Source organism: Micromonospora sp. WMMD1128 (genome assembly GCF_027497235.1).
Taxonomy (GTDB): domain Bacteria; phylum Actinomycetota; class Actinomycetes; order Mycobacteriales; family Micromonosporaceae; genus Micromonospora.
Genome location: NZ_CP114902.1, coordinates 4,870,430 through 4,895,095 on the forward strand (window position 1 = coordinate 4,870,430; position 24,666 = coordinate 4,895,095).

Consider the following 24,666-nt stretch of genomic DNA (forward strand, 5'->3'; position numbering starts at 1 on the left):
GCGAGGCGATGATCCACGGCGGGCTAGGATCGACGGATGACGGTGCCGCAGCCGCCCGAGCCGATTCCCGGGGCTCGGCTGCTCTTCTCCCTCGATCCGTCCGTCAGCCATCTCAACCACGGCTCGTTCGGCGCCGTGCCGATCGCCGTGCAGCGCGCCCAGCAGCGCCTGCGCGACGAGATGGAGGCCAATCCGCTGCGGTTCTTCAGCGCGGGCCTGGTCGACCGGATCACCCACGCCCGGCGGCACCTGGCCACCTTCCTCGGCGCCGACCCGGACGGCACCGCCCTGATCGGCAACGTCACCGCCGGCGCGGCCGTGGTGTTGCAGTCGCTCGCGCTGCGGTCTGGTGACGAGGTGCTGACCACCGACCACGGGTACGGTGCGGTCGCCCTGTCGGTGGCGCGGGAGTGCGAACGGACCGGGGCGGTGTCCCGGACCCTGCCGGTGCCGCTGACCGCCACCGACGAGGAGGTCATCGAGATCGTCCGGGCGGGGTTGCGCCCCGGGCGGACCCGGCTGCTGATCGTCGACCAGCTCACCTCGCCGACCGCCCGGCTGTTTCCGGCGGCGGCGCTCGCCGCGGTGGCACGGGAGCGGGGCGTGCCGGTGCTTGTGGACGCGGCGCACGCGCCCGGCATGTTGCCGGCCACGGTGGCGTCGGTCGGCGCCGACTTCTGGGTCGGCAACCTGCACAAGTGGGCGTACGCGCCGCGCGGCACCGCCGCGCTCGTGGTGGCGGAGCCGTGGCGGGAACGGATCCAGCCGCTCGTCGTCTCGTGGGAGCAGGGCAGCGGGTTCCCCACTCGGGTGGAGTGGCAGGCCACCCTCGACTACACCGGTTGGCTGGCCGCCCCGGTCGGCCTGTTCACGCTGCGTAGCCTCGGTGTGGACCGGGTCCGGGCGCACAACGCGGCGCTTGCCGCGTACGGGCAGCGGGTCGTCGGGGACGCGCTGGGGGTGGCGCCGGAGCGGCTGCTCGCGCCCGGCGGACCGGCGGTCGCCATGCGGCTCGTGCCGTTGCCGCCGGGCATCGCGACGACGCTGGACGCCGCCCGGGCGTTGCGGGCCGAGATCGCGGCCCGACTCGGCGCGGAGGTGTCGGTCGCCGGTTGGAACGGGCGCGGCTATCTGCGGCTGTGCGGCCAGGTCTACAACACCGCCGAGGAGTACGACCGGCTGGCGGTGCGCCTGCCCGCGTTGCTCGCCCGACGCTGAGCGGCCCGGGGTGCCGGTTCAGGGACCGGCCGGTCCCAGTGGGAGCAGGCGGATCCGACCCAGCCCGAGCAGGCTGAGCGGGTCCAGGTAGTCGTCGCCGCGCCGCAGCCCCCAGTGCAGGCATGCCACGGCGGGGCAGCCGGGGTGCCTGGTGAGCAGCTCGCCGATCGGGGTGCCGGCGTCGACCCGGTCACCGGCAGCGAGCCGGGGTCGGACCGGTTCGTAGGTGGTCCGCAGCCCGTCGCCGTGCCCGACGGTGACCACCGGCCGTCCGGCCACCGGGCCGGCGAAGAGGACCGTCCCGGCGCCCGCGGCGCGCACCTCGGCGCCGGGCTCGGCCACCAGGTCGACACCTCGATGCCCGGGCAGCCACGGCTCCGGTGGTGGGTCGAACCGCCGGGCCGGTCGGGGCGTGCCGGGCAGCGGCCACCGGAACCGCGTCCCGCTTCCCGCCTCGGACGGCTGGGCCGCATCCGGCACCGGGCGGCCCACCGACGGCGACGACGCCAAGGCCGGCACCGACCCTACGGCCGACGACGACGCCACGGCCCGCGGCGACAGTGCAGGCAGCGACGACGCGGACGGCGGCCACGTTACGGACGGCGGCGACGTTACGGGCAGCAGCGACGACGCGGGCAGCGCGGGCGCCGGACCCGCGGACAGCACCGAACCGGCCGGGGGCGAGACGGCTTCGGCGGGCACGCCCGGCACGAGGAGCAGGAGCAGCAGGGCCGGCCCGGTCGGGAACGTCATGCCGCGCACTCTGCCCGCCAGGCCCGACGCGAGGCGACCGGCCGGGATCGACGCTGTGGACAGACACCGGGTTGTGGACGGCCCCCGAAATCGGGGCGGATCTGCTACGGCCGGTCCGCCTATGCTGGCCGCGTGACGAAGGACTGGCTCGCCTGGCACCGCGACTACGACCAGCCCGACTCCGCGTTGTCCCGGCGGCTCGACGAGGTGCGGCAGCGGATCGTCGAGGCGCTTGACGCGGCGCCGCCCGGCCCGCTGCGCGCGGTCAGCCTCTGCGCCGGGCAGGGCCGCGACCTGATCCCGGTGCTCGCCGCCCATCCGCGCGGCGGCGACGTGACCGCCCGGCTGGTCGAGCTGGATCCGCGCAACACCGAGCTGGCCCGCCGGGCGGTCGCGGAGGCGGGGCTGACCGGCGTGGAGGTGGTGACCGGCGACGCGGCGGTGACCGACGGGTACGCCGACCTGGCGCCGGCGGATCTGGTGCTGGTCTGCGGCGTGTTCGGCAACATCGACGACGACGACATCCGCTCGACGGTGCGGCACTGCGCGTCGCTCTGCGCCACCGGTGGCACGGTGCTGTGGACCCGGCACCGGCGGGCGCCGGACCTGGTGCCCGCCATCTGCGCCTGGTTCGCCGAGGAGGGCTTCGTCCCGGTGGCGGTGAGCAGCCCGGCCGACGGCGTGGGCGTCGGCGCGCACCGGTTCACCGGCACGCCCCGACCGCTGGCGCCGGGCGCGCGGATGTTCGAGTTCGTGGGCTACGACGAGTTGGAGCGGCGATGACCACCGTGGACGATGTCAGCCGGCCCGGCCGGGTCGCCGGGCCGGACGAGGCGATCAGCGCCGAGGAGCTTCAGCTCGCCGCGCGCAACCACGGCATCCCGCTGGAGGCGTTGCGCTACGACGTGACCCCGGCGGGTCTGCACTACCTGCTCATCCACTACGACATCCCGGACGTCGACGACGGCGCGTACACGCTCACCGTGTCCGGGGCGGTGGAGCGCCCGGTCCGGCTGGATCTGGCGGCGCTGCGGGCGCGTCCCCGGGTCACCCACCAGGTCACGCTTGAGTGCGCCGGCAACGGACGGGCGTTGCTGCACCCGCGCCCGGTCAGCCAGCCCTGGCTGGTGGAGGCGGTGGGTAACGCCGAGTGGACGGGCACCCCGCTGGCCCCGCTGCTGCGGGACGCCGGCCTGTCCGCGGACGCGGTGGACGTGGTCTTCACCGGCACCGACCACGGGGTGGAGCGCGGCGTCGAGCAGGACTACCAGCGGGCGTTGCCGGTGGCCGACGCGCTGCGCGCGGAGGTGCTGCTGGCGTACGAGATGAACGGCGCTCCGCTGCTGCCGCAGCACGGCGCCCCGCTGCGGCTGATCGTGCCGGGCTGGTACGGCATGGCGCATGTCAAGTGGCTGCGCGACATCCGGGTGACGACCGCGCCGTTCGAGGGTTACCAGAACGCGGTGGCCTACCGGCTGCGGGCCGACGCCGACGACCCGGGCGTGCCGGTGACCCGGATCGAGCCGCGCGCGCTTGTGCGTCCGCCCGGCTTTCCCGACTTCATGTCCCGCACCCGGGTGGTGCGGGCGGGCCGGTGCACGGTGGACGGTCGGGCCTGGTCGGGGCACGGGCCGGTGACGTCGGTGCAGGTGACGTTCGACGGCGGCGACACGTGGGTGGCGGCGTGCCTGGACGAGCCCACCGGTGGTGGGTGGGCGTGGCGCCGGTGGTCGGTGGACTGGGCGGCGACGCCGGGGCGCCATGTGCTGGGGGCCCGGGCGACGGACGCCTCGGGGCGGACGCAGCCGGTGGAGCAGCCGTGGAACCGGGGCGGGTTCGCGAACAACCTGGTGCAGCGCGTCACGGTGGTGGTGCCGGCGGACTGAGCCGCGCTCAGCCGCCGCGGCCGGCAGCCCTGCTCGACCGCCGAAACCGGCAGCCGTGCTCAGCCGCCGAAGCCGGAATCTGCGGGAAGCGAGATGTCGGGCTTTTCGAGTTCTTCCACATTGACGTCTTTGAACGTCATTACTCGGACGTTCTTGACGAACCGGGCAGGACGGTACATGTCCCACACCCAGGCGTCATGCATCTCGACCTCGAAGTAGACCTCGCCGTCGGAGTTGCGGACGTGCAGGTCCACCTGGTTGGCCAGGTAGAAACGGCGCTCGGTCTCCACCACGTAGGAGAACTGGCGGACAATGTCGCGGTACTCCCGGTAGAGCTGCAGCTCCATCTCGGTCTCGTACTTCTCGAGATCTTCCGCGCTCATCGCACTCCGCCTTCCATGACCACATCTTCCCCCACCGACACCGGAGGTCGCGGCTGCTCGCCCAACGCCACGCCGACGGTACCCCCTGACGGGCCGGAGTGCTCCATCGGCTCGTCCGGACGCTCGGCGGACGCCCCGGCCGCCGCCGCGCCGGGCTCCGGTGAGGCCGGTCGACGGGCGCGGGGAGGCCGCCCATCCCGCCCGGAGACGGCCGCCACGTTCACGTACGAGAAGCGGTGTTCCCGGCACGGCCCCAGCTCGCGCAGCGCGGCGCTGTGCTCGGCGGTGATGTAGCCCTTGTGCTCGGCGAAGCCGTAGCCGGGGAACCGCCCGTCCAGGTCCACCATGATCCGGTCCCGGGTGACCTTGGCGAGCACGCTCGCCGCCGCGACGCAGGCGGCCACCCGGTCGCCCTTCCAGACCGCCAGCCCCGGCACGTCGAGCCCGTCGACGCCGAAACCGTCGGTCAACACGTAGTCCGGGCGGGTGGCAAGCGAGGCGAGCGCCCGGCGCATCGCGGCGAGGTTGCACACGTGCAGCCCGCGGGCGTCGACCTCCTCGGCCGGAATGATCACCACGGCGTACGCCAGGGCCCGCGCCACCACCTCCTGGTAGACCCGTTCCCGGGCCGCCGGGGTGAGCAGCTTCGAGTCGGCCAGCTCGTCGATCTCACCGCGTCGCCCCTCGGGCAGCACCGCGGCGGCGGCCACCAACGGCCCCGCGCACGCTCCCCGGCCGGCCTCGTCGGCGCCCGCCACGTGCCGGAAGCCCCGTCGTTGCAGGGCCCGCTCCAACGCGTAGAGCCCGCCGTCGCGGCGCACCACCGTGCGCGGCGGGGTCAGCATCCGTCACTCCCGGCCAGCACGCGACCGAGCCGGTCGGGCAGGTCGGTCGGGTAGTAACGCTCGGCGGTGGCGGCCAATTCGGCCACCGCCCACCAGCGGTGCCCGTGCACGCTGGCCCGCTCGATCTCGTCGAAGCCTGCGGTGTCGACCTCCCACCCGGGCACCCGGACGAGGTAGAACTCCTGCTCCTGGCGGTACCACACGCCGTCGAACGGGAAATCGATCGTCTCGGACCAGACCGGCGCGCCCAGTTCGGCCGGGGCCAGTCGCAGGCCGGTCTCCTCGGCCAGCTCACGCGCCGCGCCTTCGGCCGGGGACTCCCCCGGGTGGAGCCCGCCGCCGGGGGTGAACCGGTAGCGGTGCCCCGGTCGGCCCGGATCGCTGCCGTCGAACAGCAGCACCCGCTCGGACGCGTCGACGAGCAGCACCCGGGCGGCGCGACGTGGGGTGTGGACGGTCACCGCACCAGCCTGCCAGACGCCGGGGACCGCTGCCGACTCAGGGATTGGGGATCCCGTCGAACTGCTCGGGCACGGTGAGCCAGGTGGCCCGGTCGAACGGCCAGAAGATGGTGAAGGCCCGCCCGACGACCTCACCCTCCGGGATGGTCGCCTCGGTGATGTCCTCGCCGGACTGCTGCCAGTGCTCCAGCGAGTCGCCGGACGCCTCCCGGTGGTCGCCCATCACCCACAGCCGACCCTCCGGCACCGTGATGTCGAAGTCCTGGTCGGCCACCTTGTTTCCGGGGTAGACGAACGGTTCGTCGATCGGCTTGCCGTTGATGATCAGCCGTTCCTGCCCACCGGCGCGGTCGCAGCAGACCACGTGGTCGCCGCCGATACCGATCACCCGCTTGATGAAGTCCTCGCCGTCGGGGTTGCCGCTCCACTCGGTGGGCGCCTTGAAGACGATCACCTCGCCGCGGTGCGGCGAACGGAAGTCGTAGACCAACTTGTTGACCAGCACCCGATCGTCGATCTTGAGGGTGTTCTCCATGGACGGCGACGGGATGAAGAAGGTCTGCAGCACGAAGGCGCGAACCAGCACTGCGACCAGGATCGCCACACCGAGGAGGATGGGCAGCTCCTTCCAGAAGGAGCTGCGCGGCTTTTCGGTCTGCTCGTCAATCACGGGAGGAGCCTACGTCCCCGGGTACGGCGCAGTCGCCCCGAACCCGCGAGAACGGTGAGCGTGGCCGTGACCGGAATGATCAGCACGACTCCGCCCACCGGGTCGGGGTCGGCCGGGGCCGGACGGTCCGCCGCGGCCTCCGGGCGGGGCAGGCCCGCGAAGGTCTCCGGTACGGGAAGACTGGTCCACCGCTGCGACGGCCACACGATCATGAAGGCCCGGCCGATGACGTTGTCGATCGGCACCGGACCCTGACACCGGGCGTCCTGCGACACCAGCCGATGGTCGCCCATCACGAAGATCTGCCCCGGCGGCACCACCACCTCGGTGAACTGCCGGGAGCGGCACTCCTTCGGGTTGGGCGGAAGGTCGACCGGGGAGTCCTCGGAGACGTACGCCTGCTCCTCCAGCGGCACGCCGTTGACCACGACCCGGCCGTCGTCGCAGCACCAGACCTTGTCGCCGGGCACTCCGATGACGCGCTTGATGAAGTCCTTCTCGCCGGGGCGGCTGACGCCGATCAGATCACCGAGGGTGCGCCCGATCCTGCCGGTGAGGTTCGTCGGCGGGGCCGGCGCCTCCTGAGCGACCCAGCGGTCGGTGCCCCGGAACACCACGACCTCGCCCCGGATCGGGTCACGCATGTCGTAGACGACCTTGTTGACCAACACGCGGTCGCCGATGAGCAGCGTGTTCTCCATCGACCCGGAGGGAATGAAGAACGCCTGGAGCAGGAACGTGCGGATCAGCACCGCCAGGCAGAACGCCACGATCAGCAGCAGCGGCAACTCCTGCCAGAGCGGCATCTGCCGGCGGGAGCGCCGGGGCCGCCGGCGCCAGGGATCGACGGTGCCGTCCTCGTCAAGCATCTGCACCATGCCACTCTCCGGTCCGCGGAAACGACACTACCGCCCGGGAGTCTCCTCGCGGAGACCCCACGGGCGGCAGTGGACCGCTTCGCGCCGTCCGGCTGCGCCCGTACCGACCAGGGTAATGCGATCCGGTCGATACGACATCCGCGCAGCTCGGGCGGCGTGGCGAACGCTGGGTCAGTTCGCCGGCTGCTTCTCCCGCAGCTCCTTGATCTTGGCCTTCTTGCCACGCAGCTCGCGCAGGTAGTAGAGCTTGGCGCGCCGCACGTCACCACGGGTCACGATCTCGATGCGGTCGATGCCGGGGCTGTTCAGCGGGTAGGTCCGCTCCACGCCGACGCCGAAGCTGATCTTGCGGACCGAGAAGGTCTCGCGCAGGCCGTCGCCCTGGCGACGGATCACGACGCCCTGGAAGATCTGGACCCGGGACCGGCTGCCCTCGACGACCCGCGCGTGCACCTTGACGGTGTCACCGGCGCGGAAGTCGGGCAGGTCGGCGCGCTTCGACTGGGCGTCAAGGGCGTCCAGGATGTTCATCGCGGTGTCCTCGTGAGGCTCACGGCGCATCGTCAGTCGATGCGCGAACGGGTGATTCTGACCCCCAGGTGGTGGCCGGTGACACCGGCCCCGGTCGAGGGTCCTCGCAGCCGCCCACGGCGTGGACGGATGCGGCGACCCCTCTACTCTGCCACACGCTCCGGAGGCACCGGAAACCCACCCCGGTCCAGGGCCGCCCGGTCCCGCCCGTCCAGGCTCTCCGACGGCAGCGCATCGACCATGTCGGGGCGCCGGGCCGCCGTACGCCGCAGCGCCTCGTCGCGCCGCCAGCGGGCGATCCGGGCATGGTCGCCGGAGCGGAGCACCTCGGGCACGTCGAGCCCGCGCCAGGTCGCCGGCTTGGTGTAGAGCGGGGCCTCCAGCAACCCGTGCGCGTGCGACTCCTCGTCCAGCGAGCCGGCATTGCCGAGCACCCCGGGCAGCAGCCGGGTGACCGCCTCCAGGATGACAAGCACGGCCACCTCGCCGCCGAAGAGCACGTAGTCCCCGAGCGAGACCTCGGTCACCCGCATCCGGGTCGCCGCGTGGTCGAGCACCCGCTGGTCGATGCCCTCGTACCGGCCGCAGGCGAAGAGCAGGTGCGACTCCGCCGCCAACTCGTACGCCATGGCCTGGGTGAACGGGACACCGGCCGGCGACGGCACGAGCAGCCGGGGCAGCGTGTGCCCGTCCGGACTCAGCTCGTCGGGGGCCAGCGCGTCGAGCGCCTCACCCCACGGCTCCGGCCGCATGACCATGCCCGGACCACCCCCGTAGGGCGTGTCGTCGACCGTGCGGTGCACGTCGTGGGTCCAGCTCCGCAGATCGTGTACGGCCAGCCGCAGCGTGCCGTTGGCGCGGGCCTTGCCGACGAGCGACAGGTCGAACGGGGCGAAGTAGTCCGGGAAGATCGACACGATGTCGACGCGCATGCGGTTGCTCCAGCTACAGGTCGAGCAGACCGCCGGGCGGGTCGACGACGACGCGACCGCCGGCGAGATCCACCTCGGGCACGATCGCCTTGACGAACGGGATGAGCGCGGTGCGCCCCTCGGGACGCCGCACCACAAGCAGGTCGGAGGCGGGTGCGTGGTCGATGCGGTCCACCTCGCCGAGCCGCTCACCGTCCGGGGTGACCACCGCGAGCCCGACCAGTTGGTGGTCGTGGAACTCCTCCGGGTCCTCCGGCGCGTCGACGTCGGCGCTGTCCACGCCGACAAGCGTGTTGCGCAGCGCCTCGGCCACGTCCCGGCCCGCCACGCCGGCGAACGCGACGAGCAGGCGGCCCTGGTGCCAGCGCGCCGACTCCACGGTCAGCTCCGGCGGCACCCGCCAGGCGCCCGGCTCGGCCGGAACCGCCCCCGGCTCGGTGACCAGCACCGAACCGGGGGCGAAGCGGGCTTCGGGCTCATCGGTCCGCACCTCCACGGTGACCTCACCGCGGATGCCGTGCGGCTTACCGATCCGACCGACGACGAGAAGCATCAGTACGAGTCGACGATGTCGACGCGTACCCCACGCCCACCGATGGAGCCGATCACCTGGCGCAGCGCCTTGGCGGTCCGGCCGGACCGCCCGATCACCGTGCCGAGATCCTCCGGGTGCACGCGGACCTCGAGCCGCTTGCCCCGACGGGAATCGACCATCCGCACCCGGACGTCGTCCGGGTGGTCGACGATGCCCTTGACCAGGTGCTCCAGGGCGGGACGCAGCGGCATGTCAGGCCTGCTCACCGGACTCGGCACCGGTCTGCTCCGCGGCCTTCGGCGCCTCGGTCTTCGGCGCCTCGGCCTCCGCCTTCGGGGCCTCCGCCTTGGCGGCCTTCTTGGCCGGCTTGGCCGGGGTCTCCGCCACACCGGCGGCGGCCTTCGCCTCGGCCTCGTACGCCGCCTTGCGGTCGGCCCGCTCCGCGGCGACCTTCAGCGGCGGCGGCGCCGGCAGGCCCTTGAACTTCTGCCAGTCACCGGTCAGCTCCAGCAGGCGCTGCACGGCCTCGCTCGGCTGAGCGCCGACGGACAGCCAGTACTGGACCCGCTCCGACCTGACCTCGATCACCGAAGGGTCCTCCTTCGGCTGGTACACACCGACGAACTCGATCGCGCGACCGTCACGCTTGGTGCGCGAGTCGGCGACGACGATGCGGTACTGCGGGTTGCGGATCTTGCCCATCCGCAGGAGCCGGATCTTTACGGCCACAGTTGTTTCGCTCCTGTTGCGATCTCACCGGCCCGTACGGGCGGTGTGGCGGGTGAGCGCCGACCGGCACAGTGGGGTTTGGGCCGGAGACTGCTCGGTGAACTGGCGACGCGCCCGGGTTAGAGGGCGCCGGACGCGCGCCGGATACCAGCGGACCATTCTGCCAGATCCGCGCCGGAACGCTCACACCGGACCCGGCGCGTACGCCCCGGGCGGGCCGGACGGTGACGAAGGACACGTGTTCAGCGCACCGGCGGGCGGTCCCAGCCGGGCGGCATGTCGTCCGGAATGTTCCAGTCCGCCGGTGGCGTGAAGTCACGCCACGTCCCGTCGAACGGGAACGCGCCCGCCTCGGCGAGCCGGATCACCCGCTCCCCCTCGGCGCGTACCGCCTTCTCGTCGGTCACCCAGTAGTGCTCCGGGAAGCCGAGCCGCTCGGCGAACTCGTCCTCGTCCTTCCACTCCCAGGTCAGGTCCGGGTGCACCACCACGTCGAGGTCCTGGTCCACGATGTCGACGCCGGCCACCGCGCCGTCGTCCCAGCGGACACCGGGCTCCTCCAGGTTGACGTACCAGTTCTGGAACCGGCCCCGCTCGTCGGTGAACCACCACACCGAGTGGGCGGCGCCCGTGGGCAGGAACTTCAGCACCGACGGCCCGTTCCACGTGTCGCGCTTCAGCGCGTACGACGAGGTGATCCACTCGGTGAACGGCACCGCCCGCATGCCCAGCCCGGCGGCGGTCACCTCGTACGCCACCGGCGCGTTCCGCGCCACCCAGAGCAGCAGCCCGCGATCGTCGTCGGAGACCACGCGGGCCGCCCGGACCCACCCGATCCGCCCATGCCGCACGTTGCGGTGCAGGACCAGCCGGCCGGGTTCGAAGCGCACGCTCACCATCCCTCACTTGTTAAGCGGGGGCCCCGCCTCTACCTCAGGCGTTAACCGGGGGCCCCGCCTTGCATCTCAGTAGGCGCGGGCGAGGATGGCCACGAGGTCGGGCTCGTCCTCGGTGTCCGGCACCGAGCCGTCGGCGCGCAGCAGGCAACGGACCGTCACGCCCTGCGCGTTCGCCTCGGCCTCACCTGGCACACCGACCGCCGACCAGGGCACCATCGCCCAGCCGGTGGCGGTCGCCTCGATCGCCTCGGCAAGCGTCGACACCTCGACGGTGCGGGACCGGCGGAAGTCGAGCGCCTGGTCGTGCAACGCCCGCTGGTCGGCGTCGAGCGCGGCAAGCACCGCGCCGACCACGTCGGCCACCGGCGTGGGGGCCTTCGAGCCGTCCGTACGCCGGACCACCACCGCGTTGCCGGCGGCCAGATCGCGGGGGCCGATCTCGACGCGTACCGGGTAGCCGCGCAGCTCGGCGTCGACGGCGCGGCGGCCGAACGCGGTGTCGGTCCGGTCGTCCAGCGCGACCCGGACACCCGCGTCGCGCAGCGCGTCGCGGACCTTGGCCGCCGCCTCACCCACGCCGTCCCCGTCCTTCACGATCATGACGTACGCCTGGACCGGCGCCAGCTTCGGCGGCACCCGCAGCCCGTTGTCGTCGCCGTGGCACATGATCAGCCCGCCCAGCATCCGGGTCGACGTGCCCCACGAGGTGGTCCAGGCGTGCTCCCGGCCACCCTCGGCCGAGGAGTAGCTGATGTCGAACGCCTTGGCGAAGTTCTGGCCCAGCTCGTGACTGGTGCCCAGCTGGAGCGCCTTGCCGTCGCCCATCATGCCCTCGCACGTGTACGTGGCGGTGGCGCCGGCGAAACGCTCCCGGGCGGTCTTCAGCCCCACCACGACCGGGATGCCGAGCACGTTGACCATCAGGTCCTCGTACGCCTCGTGCAGGATCCGCCGCGCGTACGCGCGCGCGTCGTCCCGGGTGGCGTGCGCGGTGTGCCCCTCCTGCCAGAGGAACTCGCTGGTACGCAGGAAGATCCGCGGGCGCAGCTCCCAGCGGACCACGTTCGCCCACTGGTTGAGCAGCAGCGGCAGGTCCCGGTACGAGTCGACCCACTTGGCCATGAACTCGCCGATCACCGTCTCGCTCGTGGGGCGGACCACCACCGGCTCGGCGAGCTGCTTGCCACCACCGTGGGTGACCACGGCCAGCTCCGGCGAGAAGCCCTCGACGTGCTCGGCCTCCCGCTTGAGGTAGCTCTCCGGGATGAACAGCGGGAAGTACGCGTTCTCCGCGCCGGCCGCCTTGATCCGGGCGTCCATCTCGGCCTGCATCCGCTCCCAGATGGCGTAGCCGGCCGGTCGGATGACCATGGTGCCCCGAACCGGGCCGTTGTCGGCCAGCTTCGCCTTGGCGATCAGGTCCTGGTACCAGCGGGGAAAGTCCTCCGCACGGGGAGTGAGCACGCGTGCCATGACCGCACATCCTATGCGCCGCGCGCGCCGCCGCTGCGCCGGGGAGCCGACCCCCGCCGTGTCGCGCCGGCGGCCGTAGACTTCGACGGCGATGGGTGAGGCACGGGACGCGATCGTCGAGGCCGCCCGGGCACAGGCCGTGGCCGGTGGCTGGGACGGCGTCCGGATGGGCGCGGTGGCCGAGACGGCCGGGGTGAGCCGGCAGACGGTCTACAACGAGTTCGGCACCAAGGCGGGCCTGGCCGAGGCGCTCGCCCGGCACGAGGTGGACCGGTTCGTCGGCGAGGTCCGGGCCGCGCTCGACGAGCACGGCGCCGACGTCCGTGCCGCCGCGTACGCGGCGATCGGCCGCACGCTCGCCTCGGCCGCCGACAATCCGCTGATCAAGGCGATCCTGACCAGCGCGCGGGGCGGTTCGGACGAGCTGCTGCCCTATCTGACCACCCGGTCCGAGTTGGTGCTCGCCGAGTCGACCGGGGCGCTGCTGGAGTGGGCGGGTCGGCACCTGCCGGAGGCCGACCCGGCGGCCCTGGCGTTCGCCGCGGACAGCATCGTCCGACTGGTGGTGAGCCACATCGTGCTGCCGTCAGCCCCGGTAGACGACACCGCCGCCCACCTGGCCGACCTGGCCGTGCACCTCTTCCTCGCTGCCACCGCGGCACGCTGAGGCCGGTCAGCGGATCACCTGGCCGCGCAGGATGATGCGGGTGGGTGCGGTGATCACGCGCAGGTCGCGGCGTGGGTCCTCGGGATAGACCACCAGGTCGGCGAGGCCGCCCTCGACCAGGCCGGGAAAGCCGAGCCACTCCCGGGCCCGCCAGGAGGCGGCGGCCAGCACGTCCTCAGCGGACATCCCGGCCCGCTCGTGCAGCAGCAGCATCTCCTGGGCCGCGAGCCCGTGGTCGATGCCGCCGCCCGCGTCGGTGCCGACGTAGATCGGCACGCCCGCCTCGTGGGCGGCGCGCACCACGTCGGGGAAGCGGTCCCGCAGGGCGATCATGTGGTCGGCGTACCCGGGGAACTTGTCCCGGGCCTGGTCCGCGATGTGGCCGAAGGTCCGGATGTTGATCATGGTGGGGACCAGCGCGGTGCCCTGCCGGGCCATCAGGTCGATCAGGTCGAGGCTCAGGCCGGTGCCGTGCTCCACCGAGTCCACCCCGGCCCGGACCATCGTCGCCACCGCCGACTCGGAGAACGTGTGCACCGCGGCGCGCACCCCGGCGGCGTGCGCGGCGGCGACCGCCGCGGTCATGGTGTCGGCGTCCCAGGCCGGCGCGAGGTCGCCCACCCCCCGGTCGATCCAGTCGCCGACCAGCTTGACCCAGCCGTTGCCGGCGGCGGCCTGCGCCGCCACGGTCGCGGCCACCTCGGCCGCGCCGACCTCCACGCCGATGTCGCGCAGGTAGCGCTTGGGCGGCGCGACGTGCCGGCCGGCGCGGGCCAGTCGCGGCAGTCCCGGCTCGTCCTCCAACTCGGGGTACGGGTACGGCGAGCCGGCGTCCCGGATGGCCAGCACGCCGGCGTCCCGGTCGATCCGGGCCAGCTCCCGGGCCTGGTCGAGCGAGGTGATCGGGGCGCCGCCACGGGCGATGCCGATGTGGCAGTGCGCGTCGGTCAGGCCGGGCAGCACGAACCCGCCGTCGGCCACCGTCTCGGCCCCCGGCACCGGGTCGAAGGTGACCCGGTCGCCGACCAGCCAGGCGTCCCGGACCTCGTCGTCGGGAAGGAACACACCGCGCACATGCAGAGCCATGTGCACAGTCCTACCCGATCACTCGTCCGCGCCGGCCAGCAGGTCGTTGCGGCGCGCGGTCAGGGCCGGCAGGTCGACGGAGACCTTCCACGGCCGCTCGGTGACGAACAGGTCCTCGGTGTGGGTCACCTGCTCGTACTCGCGGGCGACGCCGCCGAGCGTGTATTCGGTGAGCGCGATCCGCTCCTGCTGCGGGTCCACCACCCAGTAGGAGGCGACCCCGGCGCGGGCGTAGACCTTCGCCTTGTCGTAGAGGTCGCGGAAGTGCGACGTCGGGGAGACGACCTCCACCGCGAGCAGCGTGTCCTCGATCGGGACCGGTGAGCGGCCGGCGTGCTTGCGCCGGATCACCACCACGTCCGGCCGCGGCTCGTTGCGGCGGTCGACCCGCATGGACAGGTCGATGGTCACCAGAAACTCCGGCGGGCAGTTGACCTCGAGCGCGAGCAGGAGACGGACACACAGGTCCTGGTGCAGGGCAGTGGGGGACGGCACGATCAACCTTCCGTTGATCAGTTCGTACGGAAGGTCCTTCGGCAGGTCGCCGAGGTCGTCGACCGTCCACTCGTGCCGCTCCGGCAGGATCGGGGCCGCGGTCATTGACATCTCCTTCCAGGGGGACGACATCACCCTACGAAATTTTGACGTCGCCCACCGTCACCGACACGCGTCAGCGCGGGCCCTTGTCGCCGCCCTTGCCGAGCTTGTTGAAGTCGATCTTCGGCAGCTTGAAGCCCGGGGGCAGGCCCTGGCCGCCGGCCAGGTCGCCCGGGTCCAGGCCCGGCGGGAGCTGCGGCATGCCGCCGGGGAAGCCGCCCGCCGCGCCCGCCCCGGTACGCGGCCGGTTGCCGCCCTTCGTGCCCTTGCGCTTGTTCTTCGGCGACTTGGTCGCCTTGCGCCGGCCGCCGCCGGGCAGGCCCATCATGCCGCCCATCTGCTTCATCATCTTCTGCGCGTCGGCGAAACGGTTGAGCAGTTGATTGACGTCCATCACGGTGACGCCGGAACCGTTGGCGATGCGGGCCCGCCGCGACCCGTTGATGATTTTGGGGTTGGTGCGCTCGGTCGGGGTCATCGACCTGATGATCGCGGTGACCCGGTCGAAGTGCTTGTCGTCAAGCTCGGCGATCTGGTCCTTCATCTGCCCCATGCCGGGCATCATGGCCAGCACGTTGGCGATCGGGCCCATCCGCCGGACCGCGATGAGCTGATCGAGGAAGTCCTCAAGCGTGAAGGTCTCCCCGCCCATCAGCTTGGCGGTCATCTTCTCCTTCTGATCGGAGTCGAAGGCCGCCTCGGCCTGCTCGATCAGCGTGAGGACGTCGCCCATGCCGAGGATCCGGCTGGCCATCCGGTCGGGGTGGAAGACGTCGAAGTCCTCAAGCTTCTCGCCCGTGGACGCGAACAGGATCGGCTGGCCGGTGACCTCACGGACCGACAGCGCGGCGCCACCGCGGGCGTCACCGTCGAGCTTGGAGAGGACCACGCCGGTGATGCCGACGCCGTCGCGGAACGCCTCGGCGGTGCGGACCGCGTCCTGGCCGACCATCGCGTCGATGACGAAGATGACCTCGTCGGGCTGGACCGCGTCGCGGATGTTCGCGGCCTGCTGCATCATCTCGGCGTCGATGCCGAGCCGGCCGGCGGTGTCCACGATGACGATGTCGCGGGCGGCCCGGCGGGCGTGCTCGATCGAGTCGCGGGCGACCTGCACCGGGTCGCCGACGCCGTTGCCGGGCGCCGGGGCGTACACCTCGACCCCGGCCCGGCCACCGAGCACCTGGAGCTGCCCGACGGCGTTGGGACGCTGGAGGTCGGCGGCGACAAGCAGCGGCTGGTGCCCCTGCCCCTTGAGGAAGCGGGCCAGCTTGCCGGCGAGGGTCGTCTTGCCGGAACCCTGGAGGCCGGCCAGCATGATCACCGTTGGCGGGTTCTTGGCGAACTGGAGCCGCCGGCCCTCGCCACCGAGGACGTTGATCAGCTCCTCGTTGACGATCTTGACGATCTGCTGGGCCGGGTTGAGCGCCTGGGAGACCTCGGACCCGCGGGCCCGCTCCTTCACCGCCGCGATGAAGCCCTTGACCACCGGCAGGGCGACGTCGGCCTCCAGCAGCGCCATCCGGATCTCGCGCGCGGTGGCGTCGATGTCGGCGTCGGTGAGCCGGCCCTTGCCACGGAGCTTGGTGAAGATCCCGGACAGGCGGTCACTCAAGGTGTCAAACACGCGAACATCCCGTTTGTCGTCATCGGCGGGCACAGCGGCCGGGCCGGCTGTCCAGCCCACCGTTAGGGTAGCCCGCCGCCTCCCGCCCCGCTCCGACCCGGCCGGCTGTCAGGAGCCGACCAGCCCCGACTGGTACGCGAAGACCACCAGCTGGGCCCGGTCCCGCGCGCCCAGCTTGACCATGGCCCGGCTGACGTGGGTACGCGCGGTCGCCGGACTGACCACCAGCCGGTCGGCGATCTCGGCGTTGCTCAGCCCCTCCCCGACCAGCGCCACCACCTCCCGTTCCCGGTCGGTGAGCGCGCCGAGCCGGGGATGCGGGCGCGGCACCCGGGCCGGCCGGGTGGCGAACTCCCGGACCACCCGGCGGGTCACCGACGGGGACAGCAGCGCCTCCCCCTCGGCGACCAGGCGGATCGCCCGCAACAGCTCGACCGGGCGGGTGTCCTTGGTGAGGAAGCCGCTCGCCCCGTGCCGGAGCGCGTCGAAGACGTACTCGTCCAGCTCGAACGTGGTCAGCACCACCACCCGGGTGCCGGCCAGCGCCGGGTCGCCGACGATGCGGCGGGTGGCCTCGATGCCGTCCACGCCGGGCATCCGCACGTCCATCAGGACCACGTCCGGGCGTTCCCGGCGGGCCGCCGCCACGGCGGCCAGCCCGTCGGCGGCCTCCCCGACGACGGTCAGGTCGTCCTCGCTGTCCACGAGCGCCCGCAGCCCGATCCGGACCAGGTCCTGGTCGTCGGCGAGCAGCACCCGGATCATGTGGCCTCCCCCGTGGGCAGCGTGGCGTACACCCGGAAGCCGGCGGGCGGGGCCGGCCCAGCGGTGAACGTACCGCCGAGCGCGGTGACCCGCTCGCGCATGCCGGCAAGCCCGGAGCCGGTGGGCCGGTCCGGGCGGGCAACCGGGCCGCGACCGGTGTCGGTGACCTCCACGGTCAGCTCGCCCGGCGCGTACCCGACGCGGACCGTGGCGGTGGCCGGCCCGGCGTGCCGCAGCACGTTGGTCAGCGCCTCCTGCGCCACCCGGTACGCGGCCAGGTCCACCGCCACCGGCAGCGGGCGCGGCGCCCCGGTCGTCTCGACGGTGACCGGCACCCCGGCGCCGGCCAGCCGCTCGCGCAACTGCGGGAGCTGGCCCAGGCCCGGCACCGGCGCGCGCTCGTCGGCGGGCTCCTCGCGGCGGACCACGGTCAGCGTGACCCGCAGCTCGTCCAACGCCTCCTTGCTGGTCCGGCTGATCGCGGTGAGCGCCACCTCGGCCTGCTCGGGCCGGCGGGCCAGCAGGTGCAGCGCCACCTCGGCCTGAAGGTGGATCGCGGCGAGCCCGTGACCCACCACGTCGTGCACCTCCCGGGCCACCCGCAGCCGCTCCGCGTCGGCCAGCCGCCGGGCCTCGTCGGTCCGGCTCCGGGCGGCGGCCTCCCGACTCAGCCGCACGGTGACCCCGACCGCGAACGGCACCACCACCCAGGCGGCCACCGGCATGAGACCGACCGGGCCGGGCGGACGCACACCGACGAGGACGTACGCCAGCAGCGCCGCCAGCACGACCGCGCCGGCCACCGCCGCGACCCGCACCGGCCGGTGCGCGGCCACCGTGTAGACCGCGACGAGGAACGCCAGCAGGATCGGACCGTACGGCTGGCCGAGCATCAGGTACGCGGTGGTCACGGCGGCGACCACGGCCAGGGTGGGCAGCGGCCACCGCCGGCGCACCGTCACCGCGAGCGCCGCCACCACGACCGGCGGGTAGGCAGCGGGACCGGCGTGCACGCCCTGGTTCTCCCCGGCCGGCGCGGTGCCGGCCAGCCCGATCGCCAGCAGGGCCAGGCCGAGCAGTCCGTCGAGGAGCCACCGCTGCCGGTCACCGCGCCCGCGATCCACGTCCACGCCCCCGTCCCGGCCCGACCGTCCCGCCGCGTCCACCCTGGCAGGTTCACGCCCGAGGATCCCGCCGCCGGGCCGCCGGCGCGTCGGCCCGGCGGCGGTTCCCGGGGTACGTCAGCGGGCGTACCGCATGCCGTGGATGTTAAGCGGGGGCCCCGCCTCTACCGGAGGCGTTAAGCGGGGGCCCCGCCTTACACGGCGGCGAGGACGGCGGCCTCGACGCGGGCGCGTTGCTCGTCGGGGGGCCAGCCGCCGATGAGGTAGAACGCGTCGACGACGTCCCCGCCCAGGGTGGAGATCCGGGCGGCGCGCACCTGGGCGCCGGCCTCGTCGAGCGCGCACGCGACCCGGTACAGCAGGCCGGCCGCGTCGGCGGCGCGCAACTCCAGCAGCACCGCGTCGGTGGCCGCCTCGCGGTGCCAGACGACGCGGGGCGCGGCGCCCCGGCTCCGGGCCGCGAGCGCCCGGCCGCGCAGCCGCTGGATGACCGAGACGTCGCCGGCGACCGCGCGGCGCAGGTCGGCGCTGAGCGCGATCGGGTCCGGGGCCAGCCCGTAGCGCGGCTGCACCCGGCACTCGACCAGGGCCCGCCCGTCCACCGTGGCGGCATCCGCGGAGATCACCTCCAGCCGGTGCAGCGCCAGGCAACCGGCCACCGTGGCGAGCAGGCCACGCCGGTCGGCGGCGGCCACCGACACCCGGTCCTCCCCCAGGTGTACGACCGGCAGCGGCCCGGCGACGAGCGCCGGGTCGGGGGCCGGCGGGGCGGGCACCACGCCGGTGTCGAGCGTGGTGCGCACCCGGGACACCAGCTCGGCGACCAGCCGGCCCTTCCAACCCGACCAGGCGGCCGGGCCGGTGGCGGCGGCGTCCGCCCGGACCAGGGCGTGCAGCAGTTCCAGGGTGGTGGTGTCGCCGACCCGTTCGGCGACACCGGCGATCGTCTTCGGATCGGACAGGTCCCGCCGGGTGGCCACGTCGGGCAGCAGCAGGTGCAGCCGGACCAGCGCGCCGATCAGCGCCACCTCGGCCGGCGGCAGCCCGATCCGGGCGGCCACCGCCTCGGCCAGCGGGGCCCCGACGGTCGAGTGGTCCCCGGGCAGTCCCTTGCCGATGTCGTGCAGGAACGCGCCGAGCAGCAGCAGGTCCGGTCGCTCCACGTCCCGGGTGTGCCGGCTCGCCTCGTACGCGGTCTGCACCAGGTGCCGGTCCAGGGTGAACCGGTGCACCGGGTTGTGCTGGGGCAGGCTGCGCAGTCGGGTCCACTCGGGCAGCCAGCCGTCGATCAGCCCGTACCTGTCGCAGGTCTCCCAAGCCGGCACCAGACCGGGACCGGCGCCGAGCAGGGTGATCAGCGCGGCCCGGGCGGCCGGCGGCCAGGGCGCGGGCAGCGGCGGACAGTAGGCGGCCAGCCACTCGCAGGTGGCGCGCGCGATGGGCAGTCGGGTGGTGGCCGCCGCGGCGGCGACCCGCAGGGACAGGCTCGGGTCGGGTCGGGCCCCGATCGCGGTCCGGGCGAGCACCAGCTCGCCGTCCTGCTCGACGACGTCGCGGGCGACCGGGCGACGCAGCGGCCGGCCGGGGGCGGCGCGGTGCCGGCCGGAGCGGATCCGGTCGGCGGCCCGCCAGGCGTCGTCGAGGGCGTGGCGGACCGTACGCGCGTCCCCGGCCACCAGTCGCAGCAGCGCGTCCCCCTCGGCCGGCGGGGCGGCGTCGCCGGGGCCGGCCCCGTTGCTGCCCGGCCCGGCGTCGGGCACGGCGGCGTCGGCCACGGCGCCGTCGGCCACGGCGCCGTTGGGCACGGCGAGCGGGGGTTGTCGCAGCCCGAGCAGGGCGGCCACGCCGTCGCGTTCCTGGGCGACCAGGCGGTCGACCCGGCGGCCGACCTGCTGGTGCAGGGCGTCGCGGGTGTCCAGCAGGCGCCGGTGCGCGGCGTGGACGGCCGGCCGGAGCGCGTCCGTGACGCCGGCGGTGGCGATGGCCCGCAGGATGCCGACGTCGCGCAGCCCGCCGGCGGCCTCCTTGAGGTCGCCCTCCAGCAGGAAGGCCAGTTCGCCGTGGGCCTCCCAGCGGGCCGTGGTGATCTCGCGGAGCCCGGGTAGCTGGCGGATCGCGGTGCGCCGCCAGTGGTCGGTGGCGGTGCGGGCGAGTTGGTCGGTCAGGGCCGGGTCGCCGGCCACGTGCCGCGCGTCGAGCAGGCCCAGCGCGACCTTCACGTCGTCCTGGGCCACCGACAGCGCCTCGGCGACGGTCCGCACCGAGTGGTCGAGCCGCAGCCCGGCGTCCCAGATCGGATACCAGAGCGCGGCGGCCAACTCGTCGATGCCGGGCACTCCGGCGTGCAGCAGCACCAGGTCGAGGTCGCCGTAGGGGGCGCACTCGCGGCGGCCCAGCCCGCCCACCGCGACGAGCGCCACACCGGCCCGGCCCGGGAAGATCCGACGCAGCCAGGCGTCGAGCGCGTCGGCCCGGGCGGACCGGGCCGCCTGACCGACGCCTCCGGGGACGCCGACGACCTCGTTGACCGCGGACACGCCGCCCCCACCGGGGCCGGTTGCCGTGGTCAACGAGGTCACGTCGGCGGGTTCCGTGCTCAGAGGGCGTCGAGCCCGCGCTCGCCGGTGCGTACCCGGACGACCTCCTCGACGCCCGTCACCCAGACCTTGCCGTCGCCGATCTTGCCGGTCCGGGCGGCGCCGACGATCGCGTCGACAATCTTGTCCACGTCGATCTCATCGGTGAGCACCTCGACCCGGATCTTGGGCAGGAACTCCACCGTGTACTCGGCACCCCGATAGACCTCGGTGTGCCCCTTCTGCCGGCCGTAGCCCTGAACCTCGCTGACGGTCAGCCCGGCCACGCCGAGCGCGTGCAGGGCCTCCTTCACCGCGTCCAGCTGGTACGGCTTGATGACCGCGGTCACCAGCTTCATGTCCAACCCCTCCATCCCTGGAACGTTAACCGGCGACCTTCTCGCTGACCGGCGCGGACTCGTCCGCCTCGTCGGCGGACTCCGAGGTCGGCCTGGTGCCGCCGAGCCCGGCCATGGCGAACGCGCCACCGGCGCTGCTGCCCGTGGTGGGCGACAGGTCGTAGCCGCTCTCCGCGTGCTCCGCGACGTCGATGCCCTCCACCTCGGCCTCGGCGGAGACCCGGAAGCCGATCGTCTTGTCGATCACGAAGCCGAGGGCGTACGCGATCACGAAGGAGTAGACGGTCACGATCAGCGCGCCCAGGAACTGCTTGCCGAGCAGCGAGGCGTTGCCGCCGACGAGCAGGCCGTCGGAGGTCACCAGCTCGCTCACCGAGGCGGTGCCGAACAGGCCGATCCAGAGACAGCCGATCCAGCCACCGACGAAGTGCACGCCGACCACGTCGAGCGAGTCGTCGTAGCCGAGCCGGTACTTCAGCCCGACCGCGACGGCGCAGACCGCGCCGGCCACCAGACCCAGCAGCACCGAGGCGGCGGGGGTGATGAACGCACAGGCCGGGGTGATCGCGACCAGACCGGCGACCGCGCCGGACGAGGCGCCCACCAGGGTCGGCTTACGGTCCCGCAGCCACTCCACCACGATCCAGCCGAGGAGCGCGCCGGCGGTGGCGACCTGGGTGTTGACGAAGGCCAACGCGGTGACCCCGTCGGCGGTCAACTCCGAGCCGGCGTTGAAGCCGAACCAGCCGAACCAGAGCAGACCGGCGCCGAGGGCGACCATCGGGACGTTGTGCGGCTTCATGCTCTCCCGTGGCCAGCCGACCCGCCGGCCGAGCACGAGCACCAGCGCCAGCGCGGCGGCGCCCGCGTTGATGTGCACCGCGGTCCCACCGGCGAAGTCCAGCGCGCCGATGTCGCCGCCGATCAGCCCACCGCCCCAGACCATGTGGGCGACCGGGAAGTAGACCAGGGTGGCCCAGCCGAAGGCGAACAGCAGCCAGCCGGCGAACTTCGCCCGGTCGGACAGCGCCCCGCTGATCAGGGCCACGGTGATGACGGCGAACATCATCTGGAAGGTGATGAAGACGTAGAGCGGGATACCGGTCTCGCCCCACATGTCGCTCTCGCCGACGAACGTCTTGGTGCCCAGGTATTGGCCCAGGTCACCCCAGAACTTGCCGCCCTCGCCGAAGGCGACGGTGAAACCGTAGAACAACCACAGGATGCTGATGAGCCCGATGGACGAGAAGCTCATCATCATCATGTTCAGAACGCCCTTGGACCGGTTCAGGCCGCCGTAGAACAGCGCGAGACCGGGGGTCATGAGCAGCACGAGCGCAGTTGAAACAAGCAGCCAGGCAGTGTTCCCGGTATCGATCTCCACGCTGCCTCCTCTCGGTGTCGTATTCCTCCCTCCGACTGAGTCCTGGCAGCATCGCCCGTCAGCCGGTTGCGCGGAAGCTTGGTCGGCCGCTGTTTCCGGCACCGACACCGCTCGATTTCCGACACGTGACGGGTTGTTTCCGGCGTGTGAAGAACGTGGATCTTGCTCAGCGCAGCGCGTGCTCGAGGTGGTGACGTTCGTAGTCGAGCAGGCGCAGGTCCCGGATCGGCCGGCGGAGGTGGCCCTTGTGCACGATCCGGACGAACGCCGGCTCACCCGCGGCGGCCATCCGCCGGATGCCCTCGACGTGGTCGACGATGCGCTTGCGGATGGTGCGGATGAGCCGGTGCCGGTCCCGCGGGATCAACCCGTACGCGTCGGCGAACAGGCGCAGCCGGCGCGGCCGGTCGGGGTGTTTCCAACCGAGCGTGATCGAGTCCCGGTCCGAGAAGATCGGCACCCAGGTCCACGCCGCGTACGCCACGTCGTAGATCCGGGCGCCGGGCGAGGCGAGGTCGAAGTCGATCAGCCCGAGCGTGCCGTCGGGCCGCCAGATCACGTTGTGCGGCGCGGCGTCGTGGTGGCAGATGACCTCGGTGTCCGGCGGGGGCGGCCCGAACGAGCGCCAGACCGCGCCGGGCGGCGGCGTGAAACCGTACTGGGCGTCGTGGAACATCCGCAGCATGGTGGCCACGGTGACCAGGGCTTCGTCGGTCACCCAGTGCGGGGCCAACGGGTATTCCCCGCACTCCCCTTCCAGGTAGGACAGGACCTCCCGGTTGCGCTCGTCCATGCCGAGCGCGCGCGGGGCGCCGGTGAAGCCGACGTATTCCAGGTGGCGCAGCAGGGCGTGCACCGAGGGCGTCCACGGGCCGGCGTTGCGCCGGACCGTGTCGCCCACCCGCACCACGGTGCTGACGTTCCCGCCGTGCAGCGGGATCTCCTGCGAAGTCACGTACGGTCTCCCGAGGCGCGGCGCCGGGTGGTCGGGGTCGCGCCACCCCGCGTAGGCGCGATCGTCGTTCGTCACGGGAGAGGCTACGCGTCCCGGCCGAGCGGCTCGGTGCCGAGCAGCGCGTCGACGAACTGCGCCGGGTCGAACGGGGCCAGGTCGTCCTTCCCCTCCCCGAGGCCGACCAGCTTCACCGGGATGCCGAGCTTGCGCTGCACGGCGATCACGATGCCGCCCTTGGCCGTCCCGTCGAGCTTGGTCAACACCACGCCGGTGACGTTGACCGCCTCGGTGAAGACCCGCGCCTGCTCCAGCCCGTTCTGGCCGGTGGTGGCGTCGAGGATCAGCAGCGTCTCGTCGATCGGGCCGTGCTTCTCCACCACCCGCTTGACCTTGCCCAGCTCGTCCATCAGGCCGACCTTGTTCTGGAGCCGGCCGGCGGTGTCGATGAGCACGGTGTCGACGCCGGTGTCGATGCCGCGCCGGACCGCGTCGAACGCGACGCTTGCCGGGTCGGCGGCCTCCGGCCCGCGGACCGTCTCCGCGCCCACCCGGCCGCCCCACGTCTCCAGTTGGTCGGCGGCGGCGGCCCGGAACGTGTCGGCCGCGCCGAGCAGCACGCTCCGGCCGTCCGCGACCAGCACCCGGGCGATCTTGCCGCAGGTGGTGGTCTTGCCGGCGCCGTTGACGCCGACCACGAGCACCACGGCCGGGACGCCGTCGGTCGGGGTGGTCCGCAGCGACCGGTCCAGGCTCGGGTCGAGCGCGTTGACCAGCTCGGTGGCGAGCAGCGTCCGCAGCTCGTCGCCGGTGCGGGTGCCGAGCACCCGGGTCCGCTCGCGCAGCCGGTCGACGATCTCCCGGGTGGAGTCGATGCCGACGTCGGCGGTGATCAGGCTGTCCTCGATCTCCTCCCAGGTGTCCTCGTCGAGCCGGTCCCGGCTGAGCAGGCCGAGCAGGCCCTTGCCGAAGGCGTTCTGGGAGCGGGACAGCCGGGAGCGCAGCCGGACCAGGCGGCCGGCGGTGGGCTCGGGCACCTCCAGCGGGGGCGCCTCGACCGGCGGCGCCTCGACCACCACGCCGGTGCTCAGGTCCGCCTCCGGGGCCTCCACCGGCGGGCCGGCCAGATCCTCCTCGGTGCGGGTGTCGACCTCCGTGCGCGGCAGCGGCGGCTGCGGGCGCCGGCGCAGCCGGGGCACCACGAGGCTCAGGCCGCCGATGATGAGCACGCCGAGCAGGGCGAGAGCGACGAGGAGGTATTCCTTCATGCCCGAAATCCTGTCAGATGCCGGCGACGGCGTCCCACTCACCGCCTCGGCACGCGAACAACCTGCGG

27 protein-coding genes are annotated in these 24,666 nt (G+C 73.2%); 4 read left to right on the top strand and 23 right to left on the bottom strand.

Annotation, left to right across the window (positions count from 1 at the left end):
- The first annotated feature begins 36 nt into the window (after positions 1-36).
- Positions 37-1,218, top strand: a complete 1,182-nt coding sequence (locus tag O7602_RS21625; protein ID WP_281584446.1) for an aminotransferase class V-fold PLP-dependent enzyme — start codon at positions 37-39, stop codon at positions 1,216-1,218.
- A gap of 18 nt (positions 1,219-1,236) precedes the next feature.
- On the opposite strand, the gene O7602_RS21630 is transcribed toward O7602_RS21625, so the two are convergent.
- Positions 1,237-1,971 (bottom strand): peptidoglycan DD-metalloendopeptidase family protein, encoded by a 735-nt coding sequence (locus O7602_RS21630; protein WP_281584447.1) that lies wholly within the window; start codon positions 1,969-1,971, stop codon positions 1,237-1,239.
- A 132-nt stretch (positions 1,972-2,103) separates the two neighbouring features.
- On the opposite strand from O7602_RS21630, the gene O7602_RS21635 reads away from it, so the two are divergent.
- Entirely contained in the window at positions 2,104-2,754 is a 651-nt protein-coding gene (locus O7602_RS21635; RefSeq protein WP_281584448.1) for a class I SAM-dependent methyltransferase, read from the top strand.
- The gene (locus tag O7602_RS21640) at positions 2,751-3,857 is read left to right on the top strand and encodes a sulfite oxidase (RefSeq protein ID WP_281584449.1); all 1,107 of its coding nucleotides are present in this window, start codon (positions 2,751-2,753) and stop codon (positions 3,855-3,857) included. The genes O7602_RS21635 and O7602_RS21640 overlap by 4 nt, the downstream gene beginning before the upstream one ends.
- A 59-nt stretch (positions 3,858-3,916) precedes the next feature.
- Here the strand turns inward: O7602_RS21640 and O7602_RS21645 are convergent, their stop codons facing one another.
- The 12 genes from O7602_RS21645 to proS all read right to left on the bottom strand — a co-directional run bounded on the left by O7602_RS21645 (position 3,917) and on the right by proS (position 12,193).
- Positions 3,917-4,240 (bottom strand): DUF2469 domain-containing protein, encoded by a 324-nt coding sequence (locus tag O7602_RS21645; protein WP_007075222.1) that lies wholly within the window; start codon positions 4,238-4,240, stop codon positions 3,917-3,919.
- Positions 4,237-5,085, bottom strand: coding sequence for a ribonuclease HII (locus tag O7602_RS21650; RefSeq protein WP_281584450.1), 849 nt, complete (start codon positions 5,083-5,085; stop codon positions 4,237-4,239). The genes O7602_RS21645 and O7602_RS21650 overlap by 4 nt, the downstream gene beginning before the upstream one ends.
- Positions 5,079-5,546, bottom strand: coding sequence for an NUDIX domain-containing protein (locus O7602_RS21655; protein ID WP_281584451.1), 468 nt, complete (start codon positions 5,544-5,546; stop codon positions 5,079-5,081). Before O7602_RS21655 ends, O7602_RS21650 begins: the two co-directional genes overlap by 7 nt.
- Before the next feature lie 37 nt (positions 5,547-5,583).
- On the bottom strand, positions 5,584-6,216 hold the full coding sequence (gene lepB, locus O7602_RS21660; RefSeq protein WP_281584452.1) for a signal peptidase I: 633 nt from the start codon (positions 6,214-6,216) through the stop codon (positions 5,584-5,586).
- Positions 6,213-7,094 carry a signal peptidase I gene (gene lepB / locus O7602_RS21665; protein WP_281584453.1) on the bottom strand — a complete coding sequence of 294 codons (882 nt, stop codon included), beginning with the start codon at positions 7,092-7,094 and terminating at the stop codon, positions 6,213-6,215. Before lepB (O7602_RS21665) ends, lepB (O7602_RS21660) begins: the two co-directional genes overlap by 4 nt.
- Positions 7,095-7,265: 171 nt before the next feature.
- Positions 7,266-7,625 carry a 50S ribosomal protein L19 gene (rplS, locus tag O7602_RS21670; protein WP_091064199.1) on the bottom strand — a complete coding sequence of 120 codons (360 nt, stop codon included), beginning with the start codon at positions 7,623-7,625 and terminating at the stop codon, positions 7,266-7,268.
- 143 nt (positions 7,626-7,768) lie between these two features.
- Positions 7,769-8,557: a tRNA (guanosine(37)-N1)-methyltransferase TrmD gene (gene trmD / locus O7602_RS21675; RefSeq protein ID WP_281584454.1), complete on the bottom strand. Its 789-nt coding sequence runs from the start codon at positions 8,555-8,557 to the stop codon at positions 7,769-7,771.
- Between the two features lie 13 nt (positions 8,558-8,570).
- Entirely contained in the window at positions 8,571-9,110 is a 540-nt protein-coding gene (gene rimM, locus O7602_RS21680) for a ribosome maturation factor RimM (protein WP_281584455.1), read from the bottom strand.
- Positions 9,110-9,370 carry an RNA-binding protein gene (locus O7602_RS21685; RefSeq protein WP_176308690.1) on the bottom strand — a complete coding sequence of 87 codons (261 nt, stop codon included), beginning with the start codon at positions 9,368-9,370 and terminating at the stop codon, positions 9,110-9,112. Before O7602_RS21685 ends, rimM begins: the two co-directional genes overlap by 1 nt.
- Positions 9,345-9,821 (bottom strand): 30S ribosomal protein S16, encoded by a 477-nt coding sequence (gene rpsP, locus O7602_RS21690; RefSeq protein ID WP_281584456.1) that lies wholly within the window; start codon positions 9,819-9,821, stop codon positions 9,345-9,347. Before rpsP ends, O7602_RS21685 begins: the two co-directional genes overlap by 26 nt.
- Before the next feature lie 242 nt (positions 9,822-10,063).
- Positions 10,064-10,711, bottom strand: coding sequence for a DUF402 domain-containing protein (locus tag O7602_RS21695; RefSeq protein WP_281584457.1), 648 nt, complete (start codon positions 10,709-10,711; stop codon positions 10,064-10,066).
- A 75-nt stretch (positions 10,712-10,786) separates the two neighbouring features.
- Positions 10,787-12,193 (bottom strand): proline--tRNA ligase, encoded by a 1,407-nt coding sequence (proS, locus tag O7602_RS21700; RefSeq protein ID WP_281584458.1) that lies wholly within the window; start codon positions 12,191-12,193, stop codon positions 10,787-10,789.
- A gap of 91 nt (positions 12,194-12,284) precedes the next feature.
- Between proS and O7602_RS21705 the strand changes: the two genes are divergently transcribed.
- Positions 12,285-12,860 (top strand): TetR family transcriptional regulator, encoded by a 576-nt coding sequence (locus tag O7602_RS21705; RefSeq protein ID WP_281584459.1) that lies wholly within the window; start codon positions 12,285-12,287, stop codon positions 12,858-12,860.
- A gap of 6 nt (positions 12,861-12,866) precedes the next feature.
- On the opposite strand, the gene O7602_RS21710 is transcribed toward O7602_RS21705, so the two are convergent.
- From O7602_RS21710 to ftsY, 10 genes are all read right to left on the bottom strand, one after another.
- Positions 12,867-13,946, bottom strand: a complete 1,080-nt coding sequence (locus tag O7602_RS21710) for an amidohydrolase family protein (protein ID WP_281584460.1) — start codon at positions 13,944-13,946, stop codon at positions 12,867-12,869.
- 18 nt (positions 13,947-13,964) lie between these two features.
- Positions 13,965-14,546, bottom strand: coding sequence for a Uma2 family endonuclease (locus tag O7602_RS21715; protein WP_281584461.1), 582 nt, complete (start codon positions 14,544-14,546; stop codon positions 13,965-13,967).
- Between the two features lie 70 nt (positions 14,547-14,616).
- Positions 14,617-16,170, bottom strand: coding sequence for a signal recognition particle protein (gene ffh / locus O7602_RS21720; RefSeq protein WP_281584462.1), 1,554 nt, complete (start codon positions 16,168-16,170; stop codon positions 14,617-14,619).
- A 108-nt stretch (positions 16,171-16,278) separates the two neighbouring features.
- Positions 16,279-16,935: a response regulator transcription factor gene (locus tag O7602_RS21725; RefSeq protein WP_281584463.1), complete on the bottom strand. Its 657-nt coding sequence runs from the start codon at positions 16,933-16,935 to the stop codon at positions 16,279-16,281.
- Positions 16,932-18,065, bottom strand: coding sequence for a sensor histidine kinase (locus O7602_RS21730; RefSeq protein ID WP_281584464.1), 1,134 nt, complete (start codon positions 18,063-18,065; stop codon positions 16,932-16,934). The genes O7602_RS21725 and O7602_RS21730 overlap by 4 nt, the downstream gene beginning before the upstream one ends.
- 188 nt (positions 18,066-18,253) lie before the next feature.
- Entirely contained in the window at positions 18,254-20,629 is a 2,376-nt protein-coding gene (locus O7602_RS21735; RefSeq protein ID WP_281584465.1) for a [protein-PII] uridylyltransferase, read from the bottom strand.
- Between the two features lie 26 nt (positions 20,630-20,655).
- A complete protein-coding gene (locus O7602_RS21740) occupies positions 20,656-20,994 on the bottom strand; it encodes a P-II family nitrogen regulator (protein ID WP_174537509.1) in 339 nt (112 codons plus the stop codon).
- Between the two features lie 25 nt (positions 20,995-21,019).
- A complete protein-coding gene (locus O7602_RS21745) occupies positions 21,020-22,318 on the bottom strand; it encodes an ammonium transporter (protein WP_281590457.1) in 1,299 nt (432 codons plus the stop codon).
- 226 nt (positions 22,319-22,544) lie between these two features.
- Positions 22,545-23,408: an aminoglycoside phosphotransferase family protein gene (locus O7602_RS21750; RefSeq protein ID WP_281584466.1), complete on the bottom strand. Its 864-nt coding sequence runs from the start codon at positions 23,406-23,408 to the stop codon at positions 22,545-22,547.
- Positions 23,409-23,416: 8 nt separating this feature from the next.
- On the bottom strand, positions 23,417-24,598 hold the full coding sequence (gene ftsY, locus O7602_RS21755; protein ID WP_281584467.1) for a signal recognition particle-docking protein FtsY: 1,182 nt from the start codon (positions 24,596-24,598) through the stop codon (positions 23,417-23,419).
- Positions 24,599-24,666 lie beyond the last annotated feature (68 nt).